Origin of the sequence: Bacillus sp. R86525 (assembly GCF_042466195.1) — a bacterium.
GTDB classification, from domain to species: Bacteria; Bacillota; Bacilli; order Bacillales; family Bacillaceae_G; genus Bacillus_A; species Bacillus_A nitratireducens.
Window position 1 is genome coordinate 5,137,501 of record NZ_JAXHPX010000007.1, and the last position, 19,465, is coordinate 5,156,965.

Genomic DNA, 19,465 nt, shown 5'->3' on the forward strand with positions numbered 1-19,465 from the left:
TTATATATATTGGCTTCCTTGGATTCTCCTCAATCTTTTCACGCACTTTCCGAATATGAACCATTACCGTGTTATCCGACTGGAAAGATCTTTCGTTCCAAACCTTTTCATAAATTTGTTCCGCGCTAAAGACCATCCCCGGATTACGAGCTAGTAATTCTAAAATTGAAAATTCCCTCGGAGTCAGTTTCACTTCTTCTCCATCTACAATGACTGTATGGGTTGAGATGTTTATCTTCATCTCTCCAATTTCTAGCTCGTCCTCATTTTGAATAGCAAAACCATTCATCTTCATATAACGACGTAACTGAGATTTAATTCTCGCGATTAACTCTAACGGATTAAATGGTTTCGTTACGTAATCATCTGCACCTGTTGTTAATCCTAAAATCTTATCCATATCTTGCGTTTTTGCCGAAAGCATAATAATTGGCATTTCTTTCGATTCTCTTACTTTCATACACATATGAATACCATCTATTTTCGGCATCATAATATCTAATACGACTAAGTGCACTTCATTTTCTTCTAATAGACGCAATCCTTCTTCTCCGTCTCCCGCTTGCAGTACTTTATATCCTTCATTCTTTAAATAGATTGTAATTAAATTTCGAATTTCTTTTTCATCATCTACGACAAGTATTGTTTCGTGCGCCACAATATCTCCTCCATCACTTTTTTAATCCCTAACTTCTATTATAGGAAAACTTCTGAAGAAAAACGCTCGGAAATCCTTAAGATTTTCTGAAGACGCAAAAAAGGTCTAGACTCCCCTTAAGTCTAGACCTTTCAAAAAACCCCTTTTATTTACGAACGTAGATGAAATATAGTACGAATAAAACTCCCATAACATACATAACTGGATGAATCTCTTTCCGACGGCCACTTACTACCATTGTAATTGGATAGAAGATAAATCCAATTGCAATTCCTGTTGCGATACTATACGTAAGTGGCATTGAAATGATAGTAAAGAATGCTGGTACTGCAATCTCGAATTTCTTCCAATCAATTTCTCCTAAAGATGAAACCATCAAGATTCCTACAATAATTAATGCTGGCGCTGTTACAGCTGGTGTCACAACACTTAATAGCGGCGAGAAGAATAGTGCCAGTAAGAAGAACCCTGCTGTTACAACTGCTGTAAATCCAGAACGTCCACCCGCTGCTACCCCTGCAGAAGATTCAATATAAGACGTTGTTGTTGATGTACCTAAGATCGCACCGATTACAGTTGCAATCGCATCTGCAAATAGTGCTTTTCCTGCACGTGGTAATTTATTGTTCTTCATTAATCCCGCTTGATTCGCAACCGCCACGAGCGTACCTGCTGTATCAAAGAAATCGATAAAGAAGAACGTTATAATAACAATACCCATTTCAACAGTGAAAATGTCTCCAAAGTGAGTTAACGCCACACCGAACGTTGGTTCTAGACTCGGTATTGCTCCCACTACAGCTTTCGGTGTATCAATTAATCCAGTCGCTACTCCTAAGATCGCCGTAAGAATCATACCGTAGAAAACTGCACCATTTATTTTTTTAATCATGAAAATGATTGTAGTAACAACTCCGAAGATCGCTAGTAACGTTGTGCCCTTTGTTAAGTCCCCCAACCCAACAAGAACAGCATCATTTTTCACGATAATTCCGGCATTTTGGAATCCAAGGAATGCAATGAACAATCCGATACCTGCCGCTACTGCAAACTTTAACTCTGATGGAATTGCATTAATGATTTTTTCACGAATACCTGAAGCAGTAAGAATAATAAAGATAATACCTGACATTAACGTTCCAGCAATTGCTGTCTGCCACGGAATACCCATCGTTAACACTGCCGTATAAGCAAAGAACGCGTTAATTCCCATACCTGGCGCTAAAGCAATCGGATACTTCGCGAATATCCCCATAATTAACGAACCAATCGCCGCCGCTAATGCTGTAGCAACGAATACTGCACCTGGATCCATTCCTGTACCTGCCGGTAATCCTTTAACATTTCCAAGTGACAGCGTAGCAGGATTGACAAATAGTACGTAAGCCATAGATAGAAATGTCGTTAAACCTGCTATGAACTCAGTCTTATAATTTGTGCCGAGTTCATCAAACTGAAAATAGCGTTTCATCTTACGTTTCCCCCGTTATATGATTACTCGCCGTATTTCCCCTAGCCCTCTTTTATCTATAAAAATAAAAAAGGCTTCCATTGCATATACATGGAAGCGTTCTATGAATAAAGACAAGTTTCCCCTCATCTTTATCAAAACGCCTCGTAGTCAAGCCATTTACGGTAGCTAGGTAGAAACTTTCGGGCCATATCCCCGATATTATACGACGGCATAATATTCACTTTTCGTTTGAATTACATACTCATATTAACTCGAAGAGGTGGTTTTGTCAATTTAAAAACGAACATTTTTATAAACTTTTATATTTTCGTTCGTATTAAAGGTAAAAACAAAAAGATCCATCTATACATGAACGATAGATGGATCTTTTTTATTACAATACTATTCCCACTCAATCGTAATAGGTCTGGGATAAGTATTGATATATAGCTATTTCATCTATTTTTTAATTATTTGGTGGGGCAATTGGTGGTGAATAAACATATTATCGAGCATTCAACGAATTTATGCAAACTAAATAACAAGCAAAATCTCCAAATCTCTTTCTATCACTTTCAATAGCCCCCAACTCGTCAAACCACACCGAACTCCAATTTTGTTGTTTCATATAATTTGCAATTACTTTTAGATTTATTATAAATGTATTGTGTTGATGTGTTCGGGAATCATCTATGTCTCTACGCTCTTCTAACGTCTGTATACTCCATTCAGCACGAGTATTCGCATAAACGATAGCAGATTTAATCATATCTTCCCAAAACTCCTTAAAATCACTATCACTGGTATTAGCAGACTGTAATATTTGAGAGTAAATTTCTTCAGCTTCTTGAAAAGTTAAACTATCTTTTTCTTCTAAATATGTTTTATACGTCAACATAAACCTCTCTCCATTCCCCATGTATAGTATCCTTTTCAAAAGTTGAATATCTTTTCTTTTCAGTATCATATTTTAAGACCGGAATATTGCCGCTTTTTTCAACAGTACCATCAATATAAAAATGACTTTCTCCATCCCAATAAACCTTTCCAAGATATTCTTTTTTATTTGCTATCTCCACACTTGAAATATGCCCTGCAATAATATCTTTATAAAAATATCCTGTCTCAGCTGGGTACTTTTGTGTGAAATACTCTTTAGGAGTACCATGTTTCCACAAATCTTCGGCTTCTTCTAAAATACCAGCATGGACAAATATTTGTTGGTCTGTTTCAAAATAACGAAGCTGTTTAGAAATATTCAGTAACCATTTCAACAAATCACCATGTTTCTTCTTAATAGCTTCCTTTAATGCCTCACTTACTTTTTCATATGAATAGGTTAAAGGCTGAAAAGTATCAAAAATCTCTCTATACTCCTCGACAGTAAGGAAACTTTTAAATGTACGTATATCTGGCTCTTGAAATAACAATTTAAAATCATCCTCTTGGGAATATAACCAATGAAGGAATACTTCATCATGATTTCCTACCAAAACAATAACTTGATCCACATGATTTTCATGTAATTCTTTTATGTAATATAAAACCCTACATGAATCATTCCCTCCATCCACGTAATCACCTAGGAAGATAATTTTATTTTCTTTATTCTTTAAATCAACATTTTTCAACGAATCAATCATTTCATTGTAATAACCATGAATATCGCTAATTGCATATATCGTAGCCATTTATTTATCCCTTCTTTTTTTTATAACTTGATTTCCATTGAAAATTATCTTCGTATATTCGGCAGTCTCTATTTTTATATTCCCTGACATCTCCTCAGCAATTGCCATATCAGCACCACTCCACATATGAGCATAATGTTTTAAAGTAATCTCGGGACTTGAATGACCCATACGTTGAGATAAAACTAGCACCGACACATTAAATTCATTAATAAGATATGAAGCATGAGAATGACGTAATCCCTTTGCTTGTATCTTTTTCACTTCTGCAAACTTAGAATATCGCTCAATAATTCGTGATATCGTTGATTTAATCATCGGCAAGCCATCATAACTAAACACAAAATCTCTTTCCTTACCTAAGCCGATCTCTGTTTGCCTACTTTTCCAGTCATTTAAAATTTTGACAGTGTCATCATCCAGTGCTACTATTCTCTTTCCATCTTCTGTTTTCGTATATGAATTCCGTTTCCAATCCATTCTGTTTTTCATAATAAGCATATGATGAATCCGTATACGTTTCTTTGTTAAATCAATGTCATTCCAATATAAAGCTGTTCCTTCATTCACACGAATCCCTGTCATATAATAAACCCATAACATAACGAAATTTAAGTGTTCATAAAAATCACCAATATAAATTTGATTTATCACTTTTTCAAATTCTTGTTTTGTCCAATAGGGTACAATAGCTTTTCCTTTGTTGATTGCCCTAACCTTTTTTGAAATATTGTATTCTAAGTATTGCATTTCAACAGCTTTATCTAAACTTTTACGAAATGTTCCAAAAACTAAACTCGCATAGGATTGAGAATACCCAGCTCCTCCATTTTCTTGACTTGTTAATAACCATGTACGAAAATTTTGTACGTCCTCAACTGAAATAGAACGGAGAGGAATTGAAGCAAACCTATCTCTTATCTTTTCCAATATTCTTTGCTTAATAGAAAAGGTACTTTCTTCAACTTCTGTTTGATAATACGCTATATATACAGTATTCATAAATTGCTCGTAAGTCATTTTATAGTTAGCGTAACTATTGACTTTATGATATTCTCTTTTTAATCGAGTTAACTCTTTGTTAGCCTCGAACGCGGAAGAAAAGGGCTTTCCATTAACGTCTTTTCTTCCTTTTTTTCGTATTCGTTTTCCTGTAATCCGATCAATGCCAAATTCTGATTGATAAAAGAAATTTCCTTTATCATCAACATATACACCAGGGTATTTCGTTGTTTGCTGCGTCATTGGGAATTACTCATTTCTGTTATAAGAGAAACCCCTAAAATGGATTCAACCACATCCCTCGGTACTCTCCCCAGCCTTTTGTTGTTATAATACGGACAACCTTTTTGCACCATGATTGCTTTTGCTTGCCTAATTAGTGAAACAGCTTGATATTTCTTATATCCTAGTTTAATTAAATCATCTTTACATATTGTTGTACCCATCACAACAACCCCTTTCCACGCTAATATTCATCCTCACTCATAAGTTCTAAAATACGTTGCTCAATTAATGTTTGGTCGGACTCAGTGATTTTTTCTTTCCCCATATGGATTAACTCTTTCAAATAAAGATCAGCATATTTTTCACCATATACGCGCCTAAATGACTCATAGAGCATACTGATTGATTTTACCGTAGCATTTTCAACCCAATTTTTCTTTTTCTTTAAAGTGAGCTTTTCACGCTCTACTTTTAAGGGAATTTCCTCAATACCATCTACAAGTTTTTGCCACCATCTCATTGTAGGAAGTCTATTTTTATTATGTAAGTCACTAGCACCCTTAGGTTGTGTCTTGAAACAATAATGAGCTGATAAAATACCTTTAACTATGGTATTAAGTGGTTTCCCATTCGATATTTGAAGAGCAACTTGCATTGCTTTATTTCCAGTCAGCTCTAGTTCCCATCTGACCCACTTTTCAACATTTACAATTTCACCTGCATTATCTCTTCTTTCTTGTTTTTTATCATAGATTCTTAATATTTGCGGAGATGCACCAATATACAATGTAAAACCAGTCAATTTCCCATCAAGAATCCTACCACTATTTATTTCAATAAATTTATGACTTTTCGTACTTAACTGTCCTCGTTTCACATAATCCTGCAACACTTTTACAGATGGAGTAGCATCATCAAAAATATCTAAAGCCAAATCTATCCTTGATACTTTACCTTGTATTTCTAAAATAACTGATACAAATTTGTACCAATGCCAACCATCAATCCTCGACATGTGTTCTTCATATTGTCTACACGCTTGTCCAGGCATATCTATAAGAACACTACTGTGACTTCGTGAGGAATGAAGCTTTATATTCGCAAAGCTAATGCACATATCGTAAGTAGGATATGGAGACCCCTTAATCTCTGAAGAAAATTCAGAGATTGGGATTCCTAAAATTCCATCAGCGACTGCCGGTAACTCACTATTTGGAATCGAGCAACGAAGGTAATCAATTAAGCACTGATTACTTCGCTTTTGACTCATGTACTTCACCAATAGTGTAACTATCAGCTTCAATTTTGAGTTCTGAATACTGCCATGTATCAATCATTGGCTTACCTTGTCCGACAAATGTTTTCTTTTGCACCTTTTTAGGTTTTACTTTAAGCCCTGTAAAAGAAATTGGAATAAATTCACCATCTTCGTAATCATCAAAGATAGGTAAACTATCTTGCTTTTCAATAACTACAGTAATAGGCGAACCAATTTCAGTACCACCATTTTGTAATACAAGCTCAATAAATGGTCTATCGTAAACTTTAAAAGTTATTGCATACTTACCTGTTTCAACTAGCTCACCATTTAGATTCTTTTCTTTTTCAATTCGAGTAGCAAAGCCATCCTTTTGCACCAACATTGCTGTAGGAACTTTAAATTGTTTAATGTCAAAATGAAAATCACCTAATTCAACATTTTCCGAGTCATTTAAAGAATGTAATCTTGACGATTTTAAAATTAATTTCCCCATGTTTCCAACCCCTTTTTATCATTTTTTAATCCCGAACTCTCGGGATTTTGAGTAACCTTCCAAACCTAGGGCCCCAACCGATTGAATCATTTCCATTGAGGGTATTACACCCGTGTTACATAACGGGTTGCTTCGCTAATTTTGGTTATTTATAAGTGTTGGGCAAAGAACACCCAACAAGGCATAACTTTTCACGAGCATTTCTTGCCACTCCGTTTGGCGACTAACTTCGCCACCGAAACACTCGCAAAAAGTTACGCTTAATTTTTTAGATTGATGAAATCACTTTATTTAGAGGTATCCGCCATTTGTTGATTTCCCATCAATTTTTCTATTTCTGCTATGAAGTCAAAGTCTTTGTCTATATATGGAGTTTCAAAATAGACTGGAGCAGCGTGAACGCCATCCAGTTGAATATACCCTCCACCTTTCTCTGTAACCGTCTTATACTCAACGTTATTGGTATCAAATATCATGTTATAGCCAATTGAGTCCATAGCACCTAAACCTGCTTTAAACCCCATCTGTGCTCTTATATTCGTAGGCAGGTCATCTGCTGAAGGACGTTGCATAAGTATCTCTATCATGACGCCTGCTTGTCTGCCTTTCATTACTAGAGTAAAAACGTAATCTAATGCCTCTTTAGCAATTTTCTTATCTACTGAATGCATAAAGGCTGAAAATTCATCAAAGACAACTATAACTACAGGTAAATCAAAGTCCTTGTATGTCTTACCAAAGGCGGATATATCATTGAAATAGTCGGAATATCTTTGCTCCATCAATTCAACGACTTCTCTGAGCATTTTACATATTTGATTGGCTTCTGTAGCAACTTTCCCTTCAAACCCCGTAACGAAACGCAATAGGCTTAAATCTGCTTTTTTTGGGTCAATAATTCTCAAATCTGCTTGAGGAGATAAGTTCAAGTAAGAAATTATTTTCCCCAAAATGAAGAACGACTTTCCAGATCCAGTTCCCCCGACGATAAGGGAGTGGACGACCTTGTTGAGTTGGTAAGATATATTTCCAGTAATTCTAATTTCATCTGAACCATTTGATTTACTTATTGTTGAAGTTAGGTTAATGCGTTCGTCTTTGTATTTTAAGAAAGTATAGTCAACATAATTAACAGTTATGTTTGTTGTTTCTAATTCCATTCCTAAAGTAGCTTCAAGGTTTTCGCCAAGATTAGTGGCTTCTTTTGTAAATCGGTCACCATCTCTCCTTATCCGCACATAAATATATTTTTCCGCTTCTTTGTAATAAATACGAATAACCCTTACAATACGCTTTTCCCTGACGACCTTATCTTCTCTAATAGTCTCAAAGTAATCTTCATCATATAATTTCAGCGTGTCTATCATATAAGCTAGATTGTTAGCAATCCATGACTTATGGCCCTTAACAAAGTTAAAATAGAATCTAATAATTTTATAAATAGATACCGCCCAAAAAACTGTTATTAGCGAATCAACGAAACCATTGAAACTCATAGAGCTATAAATCACAGGAATATTAATTATTAGTGGCGGAATAGCGTTTGAAATCTTCACAAAGAATATCGTCAACATAAGAATGAATATTACAAGGAAATATTTTAATAATCTATTTTTCCTTTGTGGATATACAACATTGTGCCACTCACTGTTTCTTTTATTGAACATGTTAGTAAGTGCATTCTCCATGAATTTCACACATTCTAACACCCCGTTCTTTAATCGCATTCGTCATAAATTCAATACATGAAATAAATTCCTCTTTAGAAGGTTGAAGTTTTGTGCCATCAAAGAGTCCAGTCCATAATTCTTTAGGTTTTGAACTAGAATCATAAGGGTCTTCCAAAAAACTTTGGAAACAATATTTTTCAATGAATTCTTTATAGCTTCCAAAAGAATTTAACCAGTTCATGACCGAAGCAATGACTTCTTCTTCTGTTAAATAAACTTTCCCAAAAAATCTACTTTCACCTAGAAATCTACTCAAAATTTCTTTAAGCTCAAGATTGGAAGCTCCATTATTTTCACTCTGAAAATATAAGAAAATTTTATCAAGAGCTACGAAAAAATTATCGGCAGTCTTTACGGCCCTCCCTAGATTAAAACCTCTACACACTGGAGAAAAATTTGATAGATAATATACTGAATCTAAAAATTCTAGCATTGATTCATGAACTTCAACATCTTGCTTTTTAATATAAAAGCTCCATATAGCTGAATTTGAGATTTTATTACTATTATTCGCGATCCCTTCAGCAATCATTTCATTTTTTACTGCTGGGATATTTGGTACAATCAGTTTTTTTGATTTTTTAATTAAAATATCTTCATGATAATATCTCAAATATGTGGTAAAAAAACTTTGTGGAGAAATTAAAGTATCAGTATAAGTGGTTTCTCCTTCTCCAAAAAGAAATTCTAGATTTTCCTTAACAACAGAAGAAGAGTCACAATCAAACTCCAAATTAGAACAATTTAGGAGTTTATAGTTAATAAACGTTTCCAAAGGGTTATTTCCGATTAATGAGCCGTTATCATAAAGTCCAATACAATTTTCCGTAAAATTTTTTCCCATATTTTTCACAATCCTTTTGTTTTTTATTATCTAAGATACAGAAGGAGTGTAACTAAATCATGTTCTTCCTTCTTAATATCCAAATTCTTAATTCTCCTTTTTTTCTCCTTTCAGTTAATATAATACACCTGCGTCAATTTACCGTCAATATTTTTTCTCCTTAAATTCTCCTTTTATTTTTGTTATAAAAAAATACTGCTAATTTATAGCAGTACTAAACATTAATAAACATCTCTTTTTATTGAATCTCACAACTCTTATCAACTTCAGTTTCAATATCACTTAATAACTTAATAACCGTATTACTAAATTCTTCATCATATTCCAATTCTATTTTTTCTTTATACTTATTAATAATATTTTTTAATGCTTGAATATCAATTCTTTGCCCTTTATTTTTATTACTACGCCCTTTCACATCTTCAATGTTTTTCATAAAAGCAGCTTTAAGTATAAGACGAATACAAACCCCAATTGTAACACTTCTAACTCCAAGTACCTTTGGCAGTTCTTTTTTCAGTGTTTGGATTCCCAGTTCCACTTCATTACTAACTTGAAGTTTAGGCCTTAATGCACCTTCCTTAATTTCATAATCATTTAGCAACTTAATCTTAGAATCAAATATTCCTTTCCAATCATTAACCCATTCCGAATCATTGAATGCCTGCATAAGCACGTTCCCTTTCGTCATGCTGATTCCAGTTCGGTCTTCATACATATGTTTTAACTCTTCAATTAATTTCGCTGTTTCAATTGATATTCTTACTTGATAATTCATTATTTTTCCTCCTTTCAATTGAAATTCATTATAATAATCGTCAACTTATTTTCTCCAATTTTATCATAGGCTTGCTATTTTTTATTGTCAATTTTTCTCTGATAGCTATAAATAAACTCAGAATTCTAAAACTATGGTGGGGAACTATATAAAAATAAGCCTATTTTACAGATTTATCATCAAAATAAACTCTGTAAAATAGGCATTTTCAAATATAATTATTCTTTATTTTTATTTTAATTCAACTAATGCTTACATTAGTTGAATTAGGACTTTTCATCTGTTTTATCGAATAACATTTCATTAGAAAAGAATTTAATAGCGATAGGAGTTTCTATCAAAAGAAAGTACCAGCTTATTAAATTCACATTCTTCAAGGCAATGTTTTCTACTGTACTTAAAATCTAGCAAGAATTGAAGGTAATCATCTTTTACTTCATATACATATTTAAGAATAATATATATAAACTCATAAGGAAATAAAACGCCTTCTATTGGTATTCTAAGCTCTGAAAGCACACCCTCGCCTTTTTCTCCTCTTTCAAATATACCATAGTGCATATGAACATCCGTGTGTACAATGTTCTTTTTACCTTTCAAATCATAATCAATCCTTATATAGTTTGCAGCTGTTATTGAAACCATGAATTGATCTTCAATATTATAAGTATCATCTCTTAAACTTATTTCTGCATCTAGCCCTGGAATGAATGATAAACTATGCCCTACTATATTTCCTTCATTATCGAATTCGTAATGAAAATCAATTATAGAATCGTCATTTAGTAGCAAATTATATTTCTCATTTAAAAGCATATCTCTATAGACTTCAACATAGGTTCTAATGGTAAATTTAGGTGTTCTTCTTCCTACAGAATTTTCTTTGATTTCATGAATTCCAATGTTGTTTATAGTAGGTATGTTTTCTTGAACCAAGTACAAACTGGTCAGCTGATTTATAACCAACTCTTTTTCTGAATTAATAACTAATTCTTTAGTCTTAGCCACCATTATTCACCTAAATCATCAAGTTTTGACTGCATTTGTTTAAATAAATATTTTGCTAAATCTGGATTGGAATTCATAAGTTCTTCAAAAGACTTTTCAGCATTCTCTAATTTCACTTGGTTTTTACTGTCTATTTCTCCGTATGTTTTAATCTCTTCTAACTCCTGTTCAGATGGGTAATTAAATTTTAGTATATAATTATCATTTTCAACAATTTTAATTTCTTCCCTATACGCATTTATATCTTCTGTCCCCATCAGCCATACTGCATACCTAGCTCTCGTCATAGCCGTGAAAATTTTATTCCTAGTAACACTTTGAATCATTTGCAAAGAGTCAGTATTAACAATAAATACAATATTTGCTTCATTACCTTTAGCCCTAAAAATTGTAGTGTAAGGTATCGCATCTTTAATTTTAATGACATTAGGGTTATCTTTATTTATCAAATTTATCGACGCTGCAATCTTATCATTCTTAACAAAATTCTCACTCCGAGCTAAATTATTAAAAACAGTCCTAAAAGTTGCATGATTGTCATTAACTTGTCTAGTTTCTAAATCAATTATCAATATATCTTCTGGTAATACATCTTCGTGTTTAATTAGATGTATTATTTTTTCAGATAACCTTTGATATTGTTCCGTTGCAGTTTTACATACTTCAGTATTTACAATTTGATCATCTTGAACTTTTTCTTCGTTACGTTCAAGTTCAACATATTCTCCATATTCTAATTTACCATTTACGACATAATAACCAACGTCAGTCCAAACTGATTTATCCTTAATCATATTTACAAAGGATAATTCTTTATCGTTGGCTTTCCGATGCATACCTAACCCCAATGCATGTGCTACAGTAAGAATTTGAACAGGCGCTCTATAACTAGTTTTCAAATTAATATCTATGCACTCGTCATTACCAAATATTTCAGACTTTGATGGAATAGAATTGTCTTCATTTAACGATTGTAATTCATCATATGCATAGATTAACTTACCATCTTTTTTTAAACTTTTTCTTGCCATCTTAAAGAAATTGATTTTAAAATCTTGTGCTTCATCTATAAACACATAGTCATATAAACCTAAATTTTGATCGCTCACATTTTCAACAATATCTCTACACACAAATTCAAATGGATCTTCCTTAAAGGCTTTTTTTCCATTGGCATCTCCTAGAGATAAAGTTGATCGATTAGAATATTGGGCTATTTCAGAATAGAATCCTTTTTTATATGCTCCACCCCAACTATGGAAAATATCAATTTTACTAAAATCTGGTTCACCATATCTGTCGTAATCTTTATAATACTGTTTAAACATTCTCAATATGGTTTGTCTAAGAGAAACTGTATAAAAAACAAATGCTATCTTTCTATCTCGATCTTTATAATGCAGATAAGCCATTTTCTTAACCATTAATATAGTTTTACCACTACCTGCTAAACCACGCACACGAATATTCTGATCTTCATGAGAATGAATCATATTAAATTGCTTTTCATCATACATCCCAATGAATGTATTTCTTTCTTTAATCTTAGCACCTAAACTTTCAGGATTCTTTAATTCTCGTTCATCCTCGTTAGTTAAACCATATGCCATTTGAATAGCTCTATTTAATTTCAAAATTATCTCTGAAGTAAATTTATTTGAAGCTTCTTCAAAGTAGCTTAACGTTTCATCTAAATCATTTAAATTACATTCCAATATAAAGTCTGGTATTTGCATCAAACTTCCAAATAAAGAAGAATCCTGTGAAATCAATTGAAAAATTCGTGTCTTATATATATTTATCTCTTCCTGATTTTCATAAAGGACTATAACGCCCTTTTCATTTATAATTATCCCTTTAACAAAATCTTTTTTATTTTTTTCATCAATAATTGGGTAACCATAATAAATACTATAAGTGTATTTTCTACCATCCATTTTCCCCATTAAAATTTCGATTTTTTCTTTAGTTGTCTTGCCTAAATCATCAAAACTTCCGAATTTTTGGGAATTTTCATTTAAATCCATTAAGATCACCTCTAAAAACGCAGTTTTTTATTTTTTTCATTATTATACCCTTTTTAAATAACACAACTTTTGACTCTTTCACCTACTGAGCGAAAAATACCATCCAAGTCTGCTTAGTATTTTTTTGAAATTCATTCAGTATTTCCTTCAGGTTAAACATGCTGTAGTTAGATAAACTTCTTAATTAATTATAATATACCTGCCATTAGTTGAATAAGAAAATTTACAATCTTTTTTAACAGAGCCTTAAAATAAAAAGCCCTCCCAAGAAATTGGGGGGGCTTTTGGTGGTGAACTATTTATTTTCAAACCTTTTTTACAGTTTAATTAATGTAGAAAACACTTAAAAATAGGCTTCCACCAATCAATTTATTTAATCATTTTATTCCCACTCAATAGTTGCTGGTGGCTTACTCGTTATATCATACACGATACGGTTAACGTGTTTTACTTCGTTTACGATACGTACAGAGATTTTCTCTAATACGTCCCAAGGGATACGTGCCCAGTCAGCTGTCATACCATCGATAGATGTTACTGCGCGGATACCTACTGTGTAATCGTAAGTACGCTCGTCACCCATAACACCTACACTACGCATACCAGGAAGCGCAGTGAAGTATTGCCAAACTTCGCGGTCTAATCCTGCTTTTATAATTTCTTCACGTAAAATCGCATCAGATTCACGAACGATTTCTAATTTCTCTTCTGTGATTTCACCTAATACACGAATACCAAGTCCTGGACCTGGGAACGGTTGACGCCATACGATTTCATCAGGAATTCCTAATTCTGATCCTAATACACGTACTTCATCTTTAAATAAAGTGTTTAAAGGCTCAATTAATTTGAATTGCATGTCTTCTGGAAGTCCACCAACGTTATGGTGAGATTTAATTGTTTGTGCAGTTGCTGTACCACTTTCAACGATATCTGTGTAAAGTGTACCTTGCGCAAGGAAATCCATTCCTTGTAATTTAGAAGCTTCATCATCAAATACGTAAATGAATTCATTACCGATGATTTTACGTTTTTGCTCTGGATCTTCTACACCTTTTAACTTGTTCATGAAGCGCTCTTTTGCATCCACTTTAATAACGTTCATATGGAAGCCTTCGCTAAATGTTTTCATAACACCTTCTGCTTCATCTTTACGAAGTAAACCGTGGTCAACGAAAATACATGTTAACTGATCGCCGATTGCTTTATGGATTAATACTGCTACAACAGAAGAATCTACACCGCCACTAAGTGCGCATAGTACTTTTTTGTCTCCAACAGTTTCACGGATTTTCTCTAATTCTACTTCGATAAAGTTCTCCATGTTCCATCCTTCAGAACAACCACATACGCCGAATACGAAGTTTTTAATTAAATCGTTACCGTGCTCAGAGTGACGTACTTCTGGGTGGAATTGTACACCGTATAAGTTTTTGTCTTCATTGCTCATACCAGCAATTGGACAAGACTCACTTGTTGCATCTACTACGAATCCTTCAGGTAAACCAGTTACTAAGTCACCATGACTCATCCATACAACTTGCTCTTCTGGAAGGTTCGCATATAATTTTGATTCGTTCTCTACTTTAAGAACAGCTTTTCCGTACTCACGGTGGTTTGCACGTTCTACTTTACCACCAAAGTGTTGAGTCATAAGCTGCATACCGTAACAAATACCGAAGATCGGTAATCCTAGTTCAAAGATTTTTTCATCACAATGTAATGCGCCTTCACCGTATACGCTATTTGGTCCACCAGAGAAGATAATCCCTTTTGGATTCATTGCCTTAATTTCTTCTGCAGTAATTGTATGTGGATGAAGTTCACTGTATACACCGAACTCACGAATTCGACGTGCTATTAACTGATTGTACTGACTCCCAAAATCTAAAACGATAATTGTATCATGCTGTTTCTTCAAAATAATCACCCCAACGTTAGTTCTCGTATATAAATATTTTCACCAATTTGGCGAAAAGCATTACCAATATAATAAAAAAAGCCAGTCCTCCGCCTCTAGTCTCATAACAAAGAAAAGGCAGGGGTCTGGCTTTATAAAGAAAGATAGTCTTCCGCTCTTTATAAATATAAGACGCACTGCCTTCATAGTCAGGTTGTTTACGGTAACCCGGTAGAGACTCTCAAACCATATCATCGAGGATATATGAAGGATTGTTTTATATTATCTTCCTAGATTCTAACAATGAAGTATCAGTATGGTCAAGAGAGAAAGCGACAAAATTCTACAGAAATTAATTTCCTTTTCTCAAAAACACAAAAAAACATCCACTTCTATAAAGAAATGGATGTTTTCGGGGCGAACGGAATTACATCATTCCGCCCATACCGCCCATGCCCATGCCGCCCATGTCAGGCATTGCTGGTGCATTTGGTTCTGGCTTGTCAGCAACTACAGCCTCAGTTGTTAAGAACATAGCTGCAACAGATGCTGCGTTTTGAAGCGCAGAGCGAGTTACTTTAGCTGGATCTACGATACCAGACTCAAGCATGTTAACCCACTCGCCAGTAGCTGCGTTGAAACCAACGCCTACTTTTTCGCCTTTTAGACGCTCTACAACTACAGATCCTTCTAGACCAGCGTTGATTGCGATTTGACGAACTGGCTCTTCTAATGCACGAAGTACGATGTTGATACCTGTTGCTTCGTCGCCTTCAGCTACGATAGAAGCTACTTTTGTGTATACGTTCATAAGTGAAGTACCACCACCTGCAACGATACCTTCTTCTACTGCTGCACGAGTTGAGTTAAGTGCATCTTCAATACGAAGTTTGCGCTCTTTTAACTCAGTTTCAGTTGCTGCACCTACTTTAATTACTGCTACGCCACCTGCTAATTTAGCAAGACGCTCTTGTAATTTTTCACGATCGAATTCAGAAGTAGTTTCTTCTAATTGCGCACGGATTTGGCCGATACGAGCTTCGATTTGTTGTGTATTTCCAATACCTTCAACTACAGTTGTGTTTTCTTTCGTTACAACGATTTTACCTGCGCGTCCTAAAGATTCAACTGTAGCAGATTTTAAGTCACGTCCTAATTCTTCAGTGATTACTTCGCCACCAGTTAAGATTGCGATATCTTCTAGCATTGCTTTACGACGGTCACCAAATCCAGGAGCTTTAACAGCTACTACATTGAATGTACCACGAAGTTTGTTCACTACTAATGTAGCTAACGCTTCACCTTCTACATCTTCAGCAATGATAAGAAGTGGTTTACCTTGTTGTACCACTTGCTCTAATACTGGTAAGATTTCTTGGATGTTAGAAATCTTTTTGTCAGTGATTAAGATGTATGGGTTATCAAGAACCGCTTCCATTTTGTCAGAATCAGTAATCATGTAAGGAGATGCATATCCACGATCAAATTGCATACCTTCTACTACGTCTAATTCTGTTGTGAATCCTTTAGATTCTTCTAAAGTAATAACGCCGTCGTTACCAACGCGCTCCATTGCTTCAGCGATTAATTGACCTACTTCTTCGTCAGCTGCAGAAATAGCAGCTACTTGTGCGATAGAAGATTTACCTTCGATTGGTTTAGAAATCGCTTTTAATTCTTCAATTGCAGCAGTAACAGCTTTTTCGATACCTTTACGAAGACCCATTGGGTTAGCACCAGCTGTTACGTTTTTTAAACCTTCACGAATCATAGCTTGTGCCAATACAGTTGCAGTTGTCGTTCCGTCACCAGCTACATCGTTTGTTTTACTAGCAACTTCTGCTACTAATTTCGCACCCATGTTTTCGAATGCATCTTCTAATTCGATTTCTTTTGCGATTGTTACACCGTCATTTGTAATAAGTGGTGAACCGAATTTTTTCTCAAGTACAACGTTACGACCTTTTGGTCCAAGCGTTACTTTTACTGCGTTTGCAAGAGTGTCGACACCGCGAAGCATCGAACGACGTGCTTCTTCACTAAATTTAATATCTTTTGCCATAATAATTGACCCCCTTGGATTTTTAAAATGTATATAATTAACCGATAATTGCTAAAATGTCACTTTCACGTAAAATCAAGTAGTCTGTACCTTCGTATTTCACTTCAGTACCTGCATATTTTGAGAAGATGATAAGATCACCTGCTGCTACCTCTAAAGCAACACGCTCACCATTTTCAAGCACTCGGCCTGTACCTACTGCAATAACTTTACCCTCTTGTGGTTTTTCTTTTGCAGTGTCTGGTAATACAATACCACTTGCTGTTTTTTCTTCTGCTTGAACAAGTTCAATTACAACGCGATCACCTAATGGCTTTAGCATGAACAATAACCTCCTCATTTTGTTATGTAAATTTTATTTATTAGCACTCAAGTCACACGAGTGCTAACACACTTCTAATAATAAATAATCTCAATTTCTTTTGCAAGTAAAAAAATCATAATTTTTTCGCAAATTACTTTATACACTTTCCTATATAGCATTACTTCTTCTACTGCCTTTACCATATGAATCGTTGTTCCCACTTCTTGTATGTTACAATATGAAAGACACCCTAAGTTGTTTTCGCTAAATGCACAACTTTTTCCTGTCTCCTATTTTATTTTCAAATACTTATTTACAAAAAAATATAATTCAAATGAAAGTTTATATCGTAGATAGCATATTTACATGTTATCCTACCTTATCTCATACACTAGCGTTAGAAAGGATGGTTAAACCATTTGAAAAAACAATATTGGTGGATTATCGTTACATACATTTTAATGCAGTTATCAGGCATTGCCGGGTTACCGCTTCTCCTGAAAACTGGACTATACGATAATAGGGGATTTACTAGAGAGGAAAAAATTCAGCTCATAACTGGTCATTGGGCTATCATTAGCTTTTTCATTGCATTATGCGTTGTACTTTGGTTACTCAGAACAGACATTCGTGACAGGCATTTAGATAAAATGCGCTCTACTGTTCCAGCTACAGTTGGATGGATTTTTATCGGATTTTTCTTAGCACTATTTTCACAAAGTATTGCCGGTATGATCGAAATGCGGTTATTAGGGATTACACCTGGCTCTGAAAATACAGAAAGACTTATGGAGATCGCAAGAACGACACCTTGGTTCCTTATCGTCATATCTATAATCGGACCTATTTTGGAAGAGATCGTATTTAGAAAAATTTTATTCGGTACACTTTATAAGAAGTTTAACTTCTTTATTGCTGCTATCATTAGTTCACTTGTATTCGCAGCGATTCATTTTGATTTTACTCACTTATTGGTATACACTTCTATGGGGCTCGTATTCGCCTTTTTATATGTAAAAACGAAGCGTATTATCATCCCTATTGCAGCCCATGTTGCAATGAATACATTAGTTGCAATTGCTCAAGTTTTAGTGAGCAATGAACAAATTCAAGAAATGATTAAAGAAGCTGAAAAAATGCAAGGCTTTATCGGAGGATTTTTAGTATGAGAAACTCACCATTGTTCATGGCTGCATTGTACTTTCTTCTTGGATGTATCTTTACACGTTTCGCCATTACGAACGTAACAGATACAATCTGGAATATGTGGACAATACTATTTGCAGTTATGGCAACAATTGATTTTAATTTGGCACTTCGCCTTATCTTAGTTAAATTCACAAAGAAAAAACAATAATAAAACGCAGAGGTCACTTCCTCTGCGTTTTATTGTGGATAATTCTTCAAAAAGTAAACAAGTGTTTGTAACTCTACAGCTAAATCAATATGATGAATTCTTATATTCTCTGACACATTTAAGCGTGCTGGTGTGAAATTTAAAATACCATGCACGTTCGTTTCTGCCAATCTATCCGCCACAGATTGTGCTACTGTAGCGGGTACTGTTAATATTGCCACTTGTATATCAGTTGATAAACGTTCTTCTAGTTCATCCAAATGATATACAGGAATGCCTCCGATTTCTGTTCCAACTTTCTCTTCACTAACGTCAAACGCCATTTCAATTTTTGTATTATTGTTTTTCGTGAAATTATAATGTAAGAAAGCGGTCCCTAAATTACCTACTCCAATAAGTGCTACACGTGTTATATCATCTTGGTCGAGTGTTTCACGGAAAAATGATAATAAATAATTTACGTTATATCCATAACCTTTTTTCCCTAACGCTCCAAAATATGAAAAATCTCTTCGAATAGTTGCGGAATCAACCTTTACCGCTTCACTCAATTCGGCTGATGAAACACGTTGCTTACCAGAAAGAGATAAGTTTTGGATAAATCGATAGTATAGAGGCAATCGTTTGGCAGTGGCCTGTGGAATTTTTTGCTGATCCATATAACCTCTCCTC

The 19,465-nt window shown here is 34.4% G+C and carries 19 protein-coding genes and 2 riboswitches (1 of these 21 cut by a window edge); of the genes, 2 read left to right on the top strand and 17 right to left on the bottom strand.

Features of this window, described 5'->3' with window-relative positions; all coding sequences use genetic code 11:
- The 16 genes from SJY24_RS28955 to groES all read right to left on the bottom strand — a co-directional run.
- Positions 1-658, bottom strand: partial view of a response regulator transcription factor gene (locus tag SJY24_RS28955; RefSeq protein ID WP_000929882.1) — the 5' portion only. 44 nt of this gene lie to the left of the window's left edge; only the first 658 of its 702 coding nucleotides appear in the window; its start codon is at positions 656-658; its stop codon lies beyond the left edge, outside the window.
- Positions 659-803: 145 nt separating this feature from the next.
- Positions 804-2,129 (bottom strand): NCS2 family permease, encoded by a 1,326-nt coding sequence (locus tag SJY24_RS28960; protein ID WP_000833081.1) that lies wholly within the window; start codon positions 2,127-2,129, stop codon positions 804-806.
- 127 nt (positions 2,130-2,256) lie between these two features.
- Positions 2,257-2,358: riboswitch (purine riboswitch) on the bottom strand.
- 258 nt (positions 2,359-2,616) lie between these two features.
- Entirely contained in the window at positions 2,617-3,009 is a 393-nt protein-coding gene (locus SJY24_RS28965) for a hypothetical protein (RefSeq protein WP_377867095.1), read from the bottom strand.
- On the bottom strand, positions 2,996-3,802 hold the full coding sequence (locus tag SJY24_RS28970; RefSeq protein ID WP_377867096.1) for a metallophosphoesterase: 807 nt from the start codon (positions 3,800-3,802) through the stop codon (positions 2,996-2,998). The genes SJY24_RS28965 and SJY24_RS28970 overlap by 14 nt, the downstream gene beginning before the upstream one ends.
- Complete coding sequence (locus SJY24_RS28975) at positions 3,803-5,047, bottom strand: tyrosine-type recombinase/integrase (RefSeq protein WP_377867098.1); 1,245 nt, start codon at positions 5,045-5,047, stop codon at positions 3,803-3,805. It lies immediately after the preceding gene.
- Positions 5,044-5,250, bottom strand: a complete 207-nt coding sequence (locus SJY24_RS28980; protein ID WP_000537369.1) for a DUF3173 domain-containing protein — start codon at positions 5,248-5,250, stop codon at positions 5,044-5,046. Before SJY24_RS28980 ends, SJY24_RS28975 begins: the two co-directional genes overlap by 4 nt.
- Positions 5,251-5,270: 20 nt before the next feature.
- A complete protein-coding gene (locus SJY24_RS28985) occupies positions 5,271-6,299 on the bottom strand; it encodes a replication initiation factor domain-containing protein (RefSeq protein WP_000078899.1) in 1,029 nt (342 codons plus the stop codon).
- On the bottom strand, positions 6,280-6,783 hold the full coding sequence (locus tag SJY24_RS28990; protein WP_000517195.1) for a hypothetical protein: 504 nt from the start codon (positions 6,781-6,783) through the stop codon (positions 6,280-6,282). Before SJY24_RS28990 ends, SJY24_RS28985 begins: the two co-directional genes overlap by 20 nt.
- 287 nt (positions 6,784-7,070) lie before the next feature.
- Positions 7,071-8,471: an FtsK/SpoIIIE domain-containing protein gene (locus SJY24_RS28995; protein WP_377867099.1), complete on the bottom strand. Its 1,401-nt coding sequence runs from the start codon at positions 8,469-8,471 to the stop codon at positions 7,071-7,073.
- Positions 8,452-9,357 carry a hypothetical protein gene (locus tag SJY24_RS29000; protein WP_377867100.1) on the bottom strand — a complete coding sequence of 302 codons (906 nt, stop codon included), beginning with the start codon at positions 9,355-9,357 and terminating at the stop codon, positions 8,452-8,454. The genes SJY24_RS28995 and SJY24_RS29000 overlap by 20 nt, the downstream gene beginning before the upstream one ends.
- A 238-nt stretch (positions 9,358-9,595) precedes the next feature.
- Entirely contained in the window at positions 9,596-10,135 is a 540-nt protein-coding gene (locus SJY24_RS29005; protein ID WP_377867101.1) for a hypothetical protein, read from the bottom strand.
- 315 nt (positions 10,136-10,450) lie between these two features.
- Entirely contained in the window at positions 10,451-11,143 is a 693-nt protein-coding gene (locus SJY24_RS29010; RefSeq protein ID WP_377867102.1) for a DUF2290 domain-containing protein, read from the bottom strand.
- 2 nt (positions 11,144-11,145) lie between these two features.
- Complete coding sequence (locus SJY24_RS29015) at positions 11,146-13,170, bottom strand: DEAD/DEAH box helicase (RefSeq protein WP_377867103.1); 2,025 nt, start codon at positions 13,168-13,170, stop codon at positions 11,146-11,148.
- Between the two features lie 382 nt (positions 13,171-13,552).
- The gene (guaA, locus tag SJY24_RS29020) at positions 13,553-15,091 is read right to left on the bottom strand and encodes a glutamine-hydrolyzing GMP synthase (RefSeq protein WP_141535202.1); all 1,539 of its coding nucleotides are present in this window, start codon (positions 15,089-15,091) and stop codon (positions 13,553-13,555) included.
- Between the two features lie 165 nt (positions 15,092-15,256).
- Positions 15,257-15,358: riboswitch (purine riboswitch) on the bottom strand.
- Between the two features lie 139 nt (positions 15,359-15,497).
- On the bottom strand, positions 15,498-17,132 hold the full coding sequence (gene groL, locus SJY24_RS29025; protein WP_001029987.1) for a chaperonin GroEL: 1,635 nt from the start codon (positions 17,130-17,132) through the stop codon (positions 15,498-15,500).
- A 37-nt stretch (positions 17,133-17,169) separates the two neighbouring features.
- Positions 17,170-17,454, bottom strand: a complete 285-nt coding sequence (groES, locus tag SJY24_RS29030) for a co-chaperone GroES (protein ID WP_000917305.1) — start codon at positions 17,452-17,454, stop codon at positions 17,170-17,172.
- 401 nt (positions 17,455-17,855) lie between these two features.
- Here groES and SJY24_RS29035 point away from each other — a divergent pair, with 401 nt between their 5' ends.
- Entirely contained in the window at positions 17,856-18,605 is a 750-nt protein-coding gene (locus SJY24_RS29035; RefSeq protein ID WP_377867104.1) for a CPBP family intramembrane glutamic endopeptidase, read from the top strand.
- A complete protein-coding gene (locus SJY24_RS29040; RefSeq protein WP_001246201.1) occupies positions 18,602-18,793 on the top strand; it encodes a YdiK family protein in 192 nt (63 codons plus the stop codon). Before SJY24_RS29035 ends, SJY24_RS29040 begins: the two co-directional genes overlap by 4 nt.
- A gap of 29 nt (positions 18,794-18,822) precedes the next feature.
- On the opposite strand, the gene SJY24_RS29045 is transcribed toward SJY24_RS29040, so the two are convergent.
- On the bottom strand, positions 18,823-19,452 hold the full coding sequence (locus SJY24_RS29045) for a redox-sensing transcriptional repressor Rex (RefSeq protein ID WP_000372704.1): 630 nt from the start codon (positions 19,450-19,452) through the stop codon (positions 18,823-18,825).
- Between the last annotated feature and the right edge of the window lie 13 nt (positions 19,453-19,465).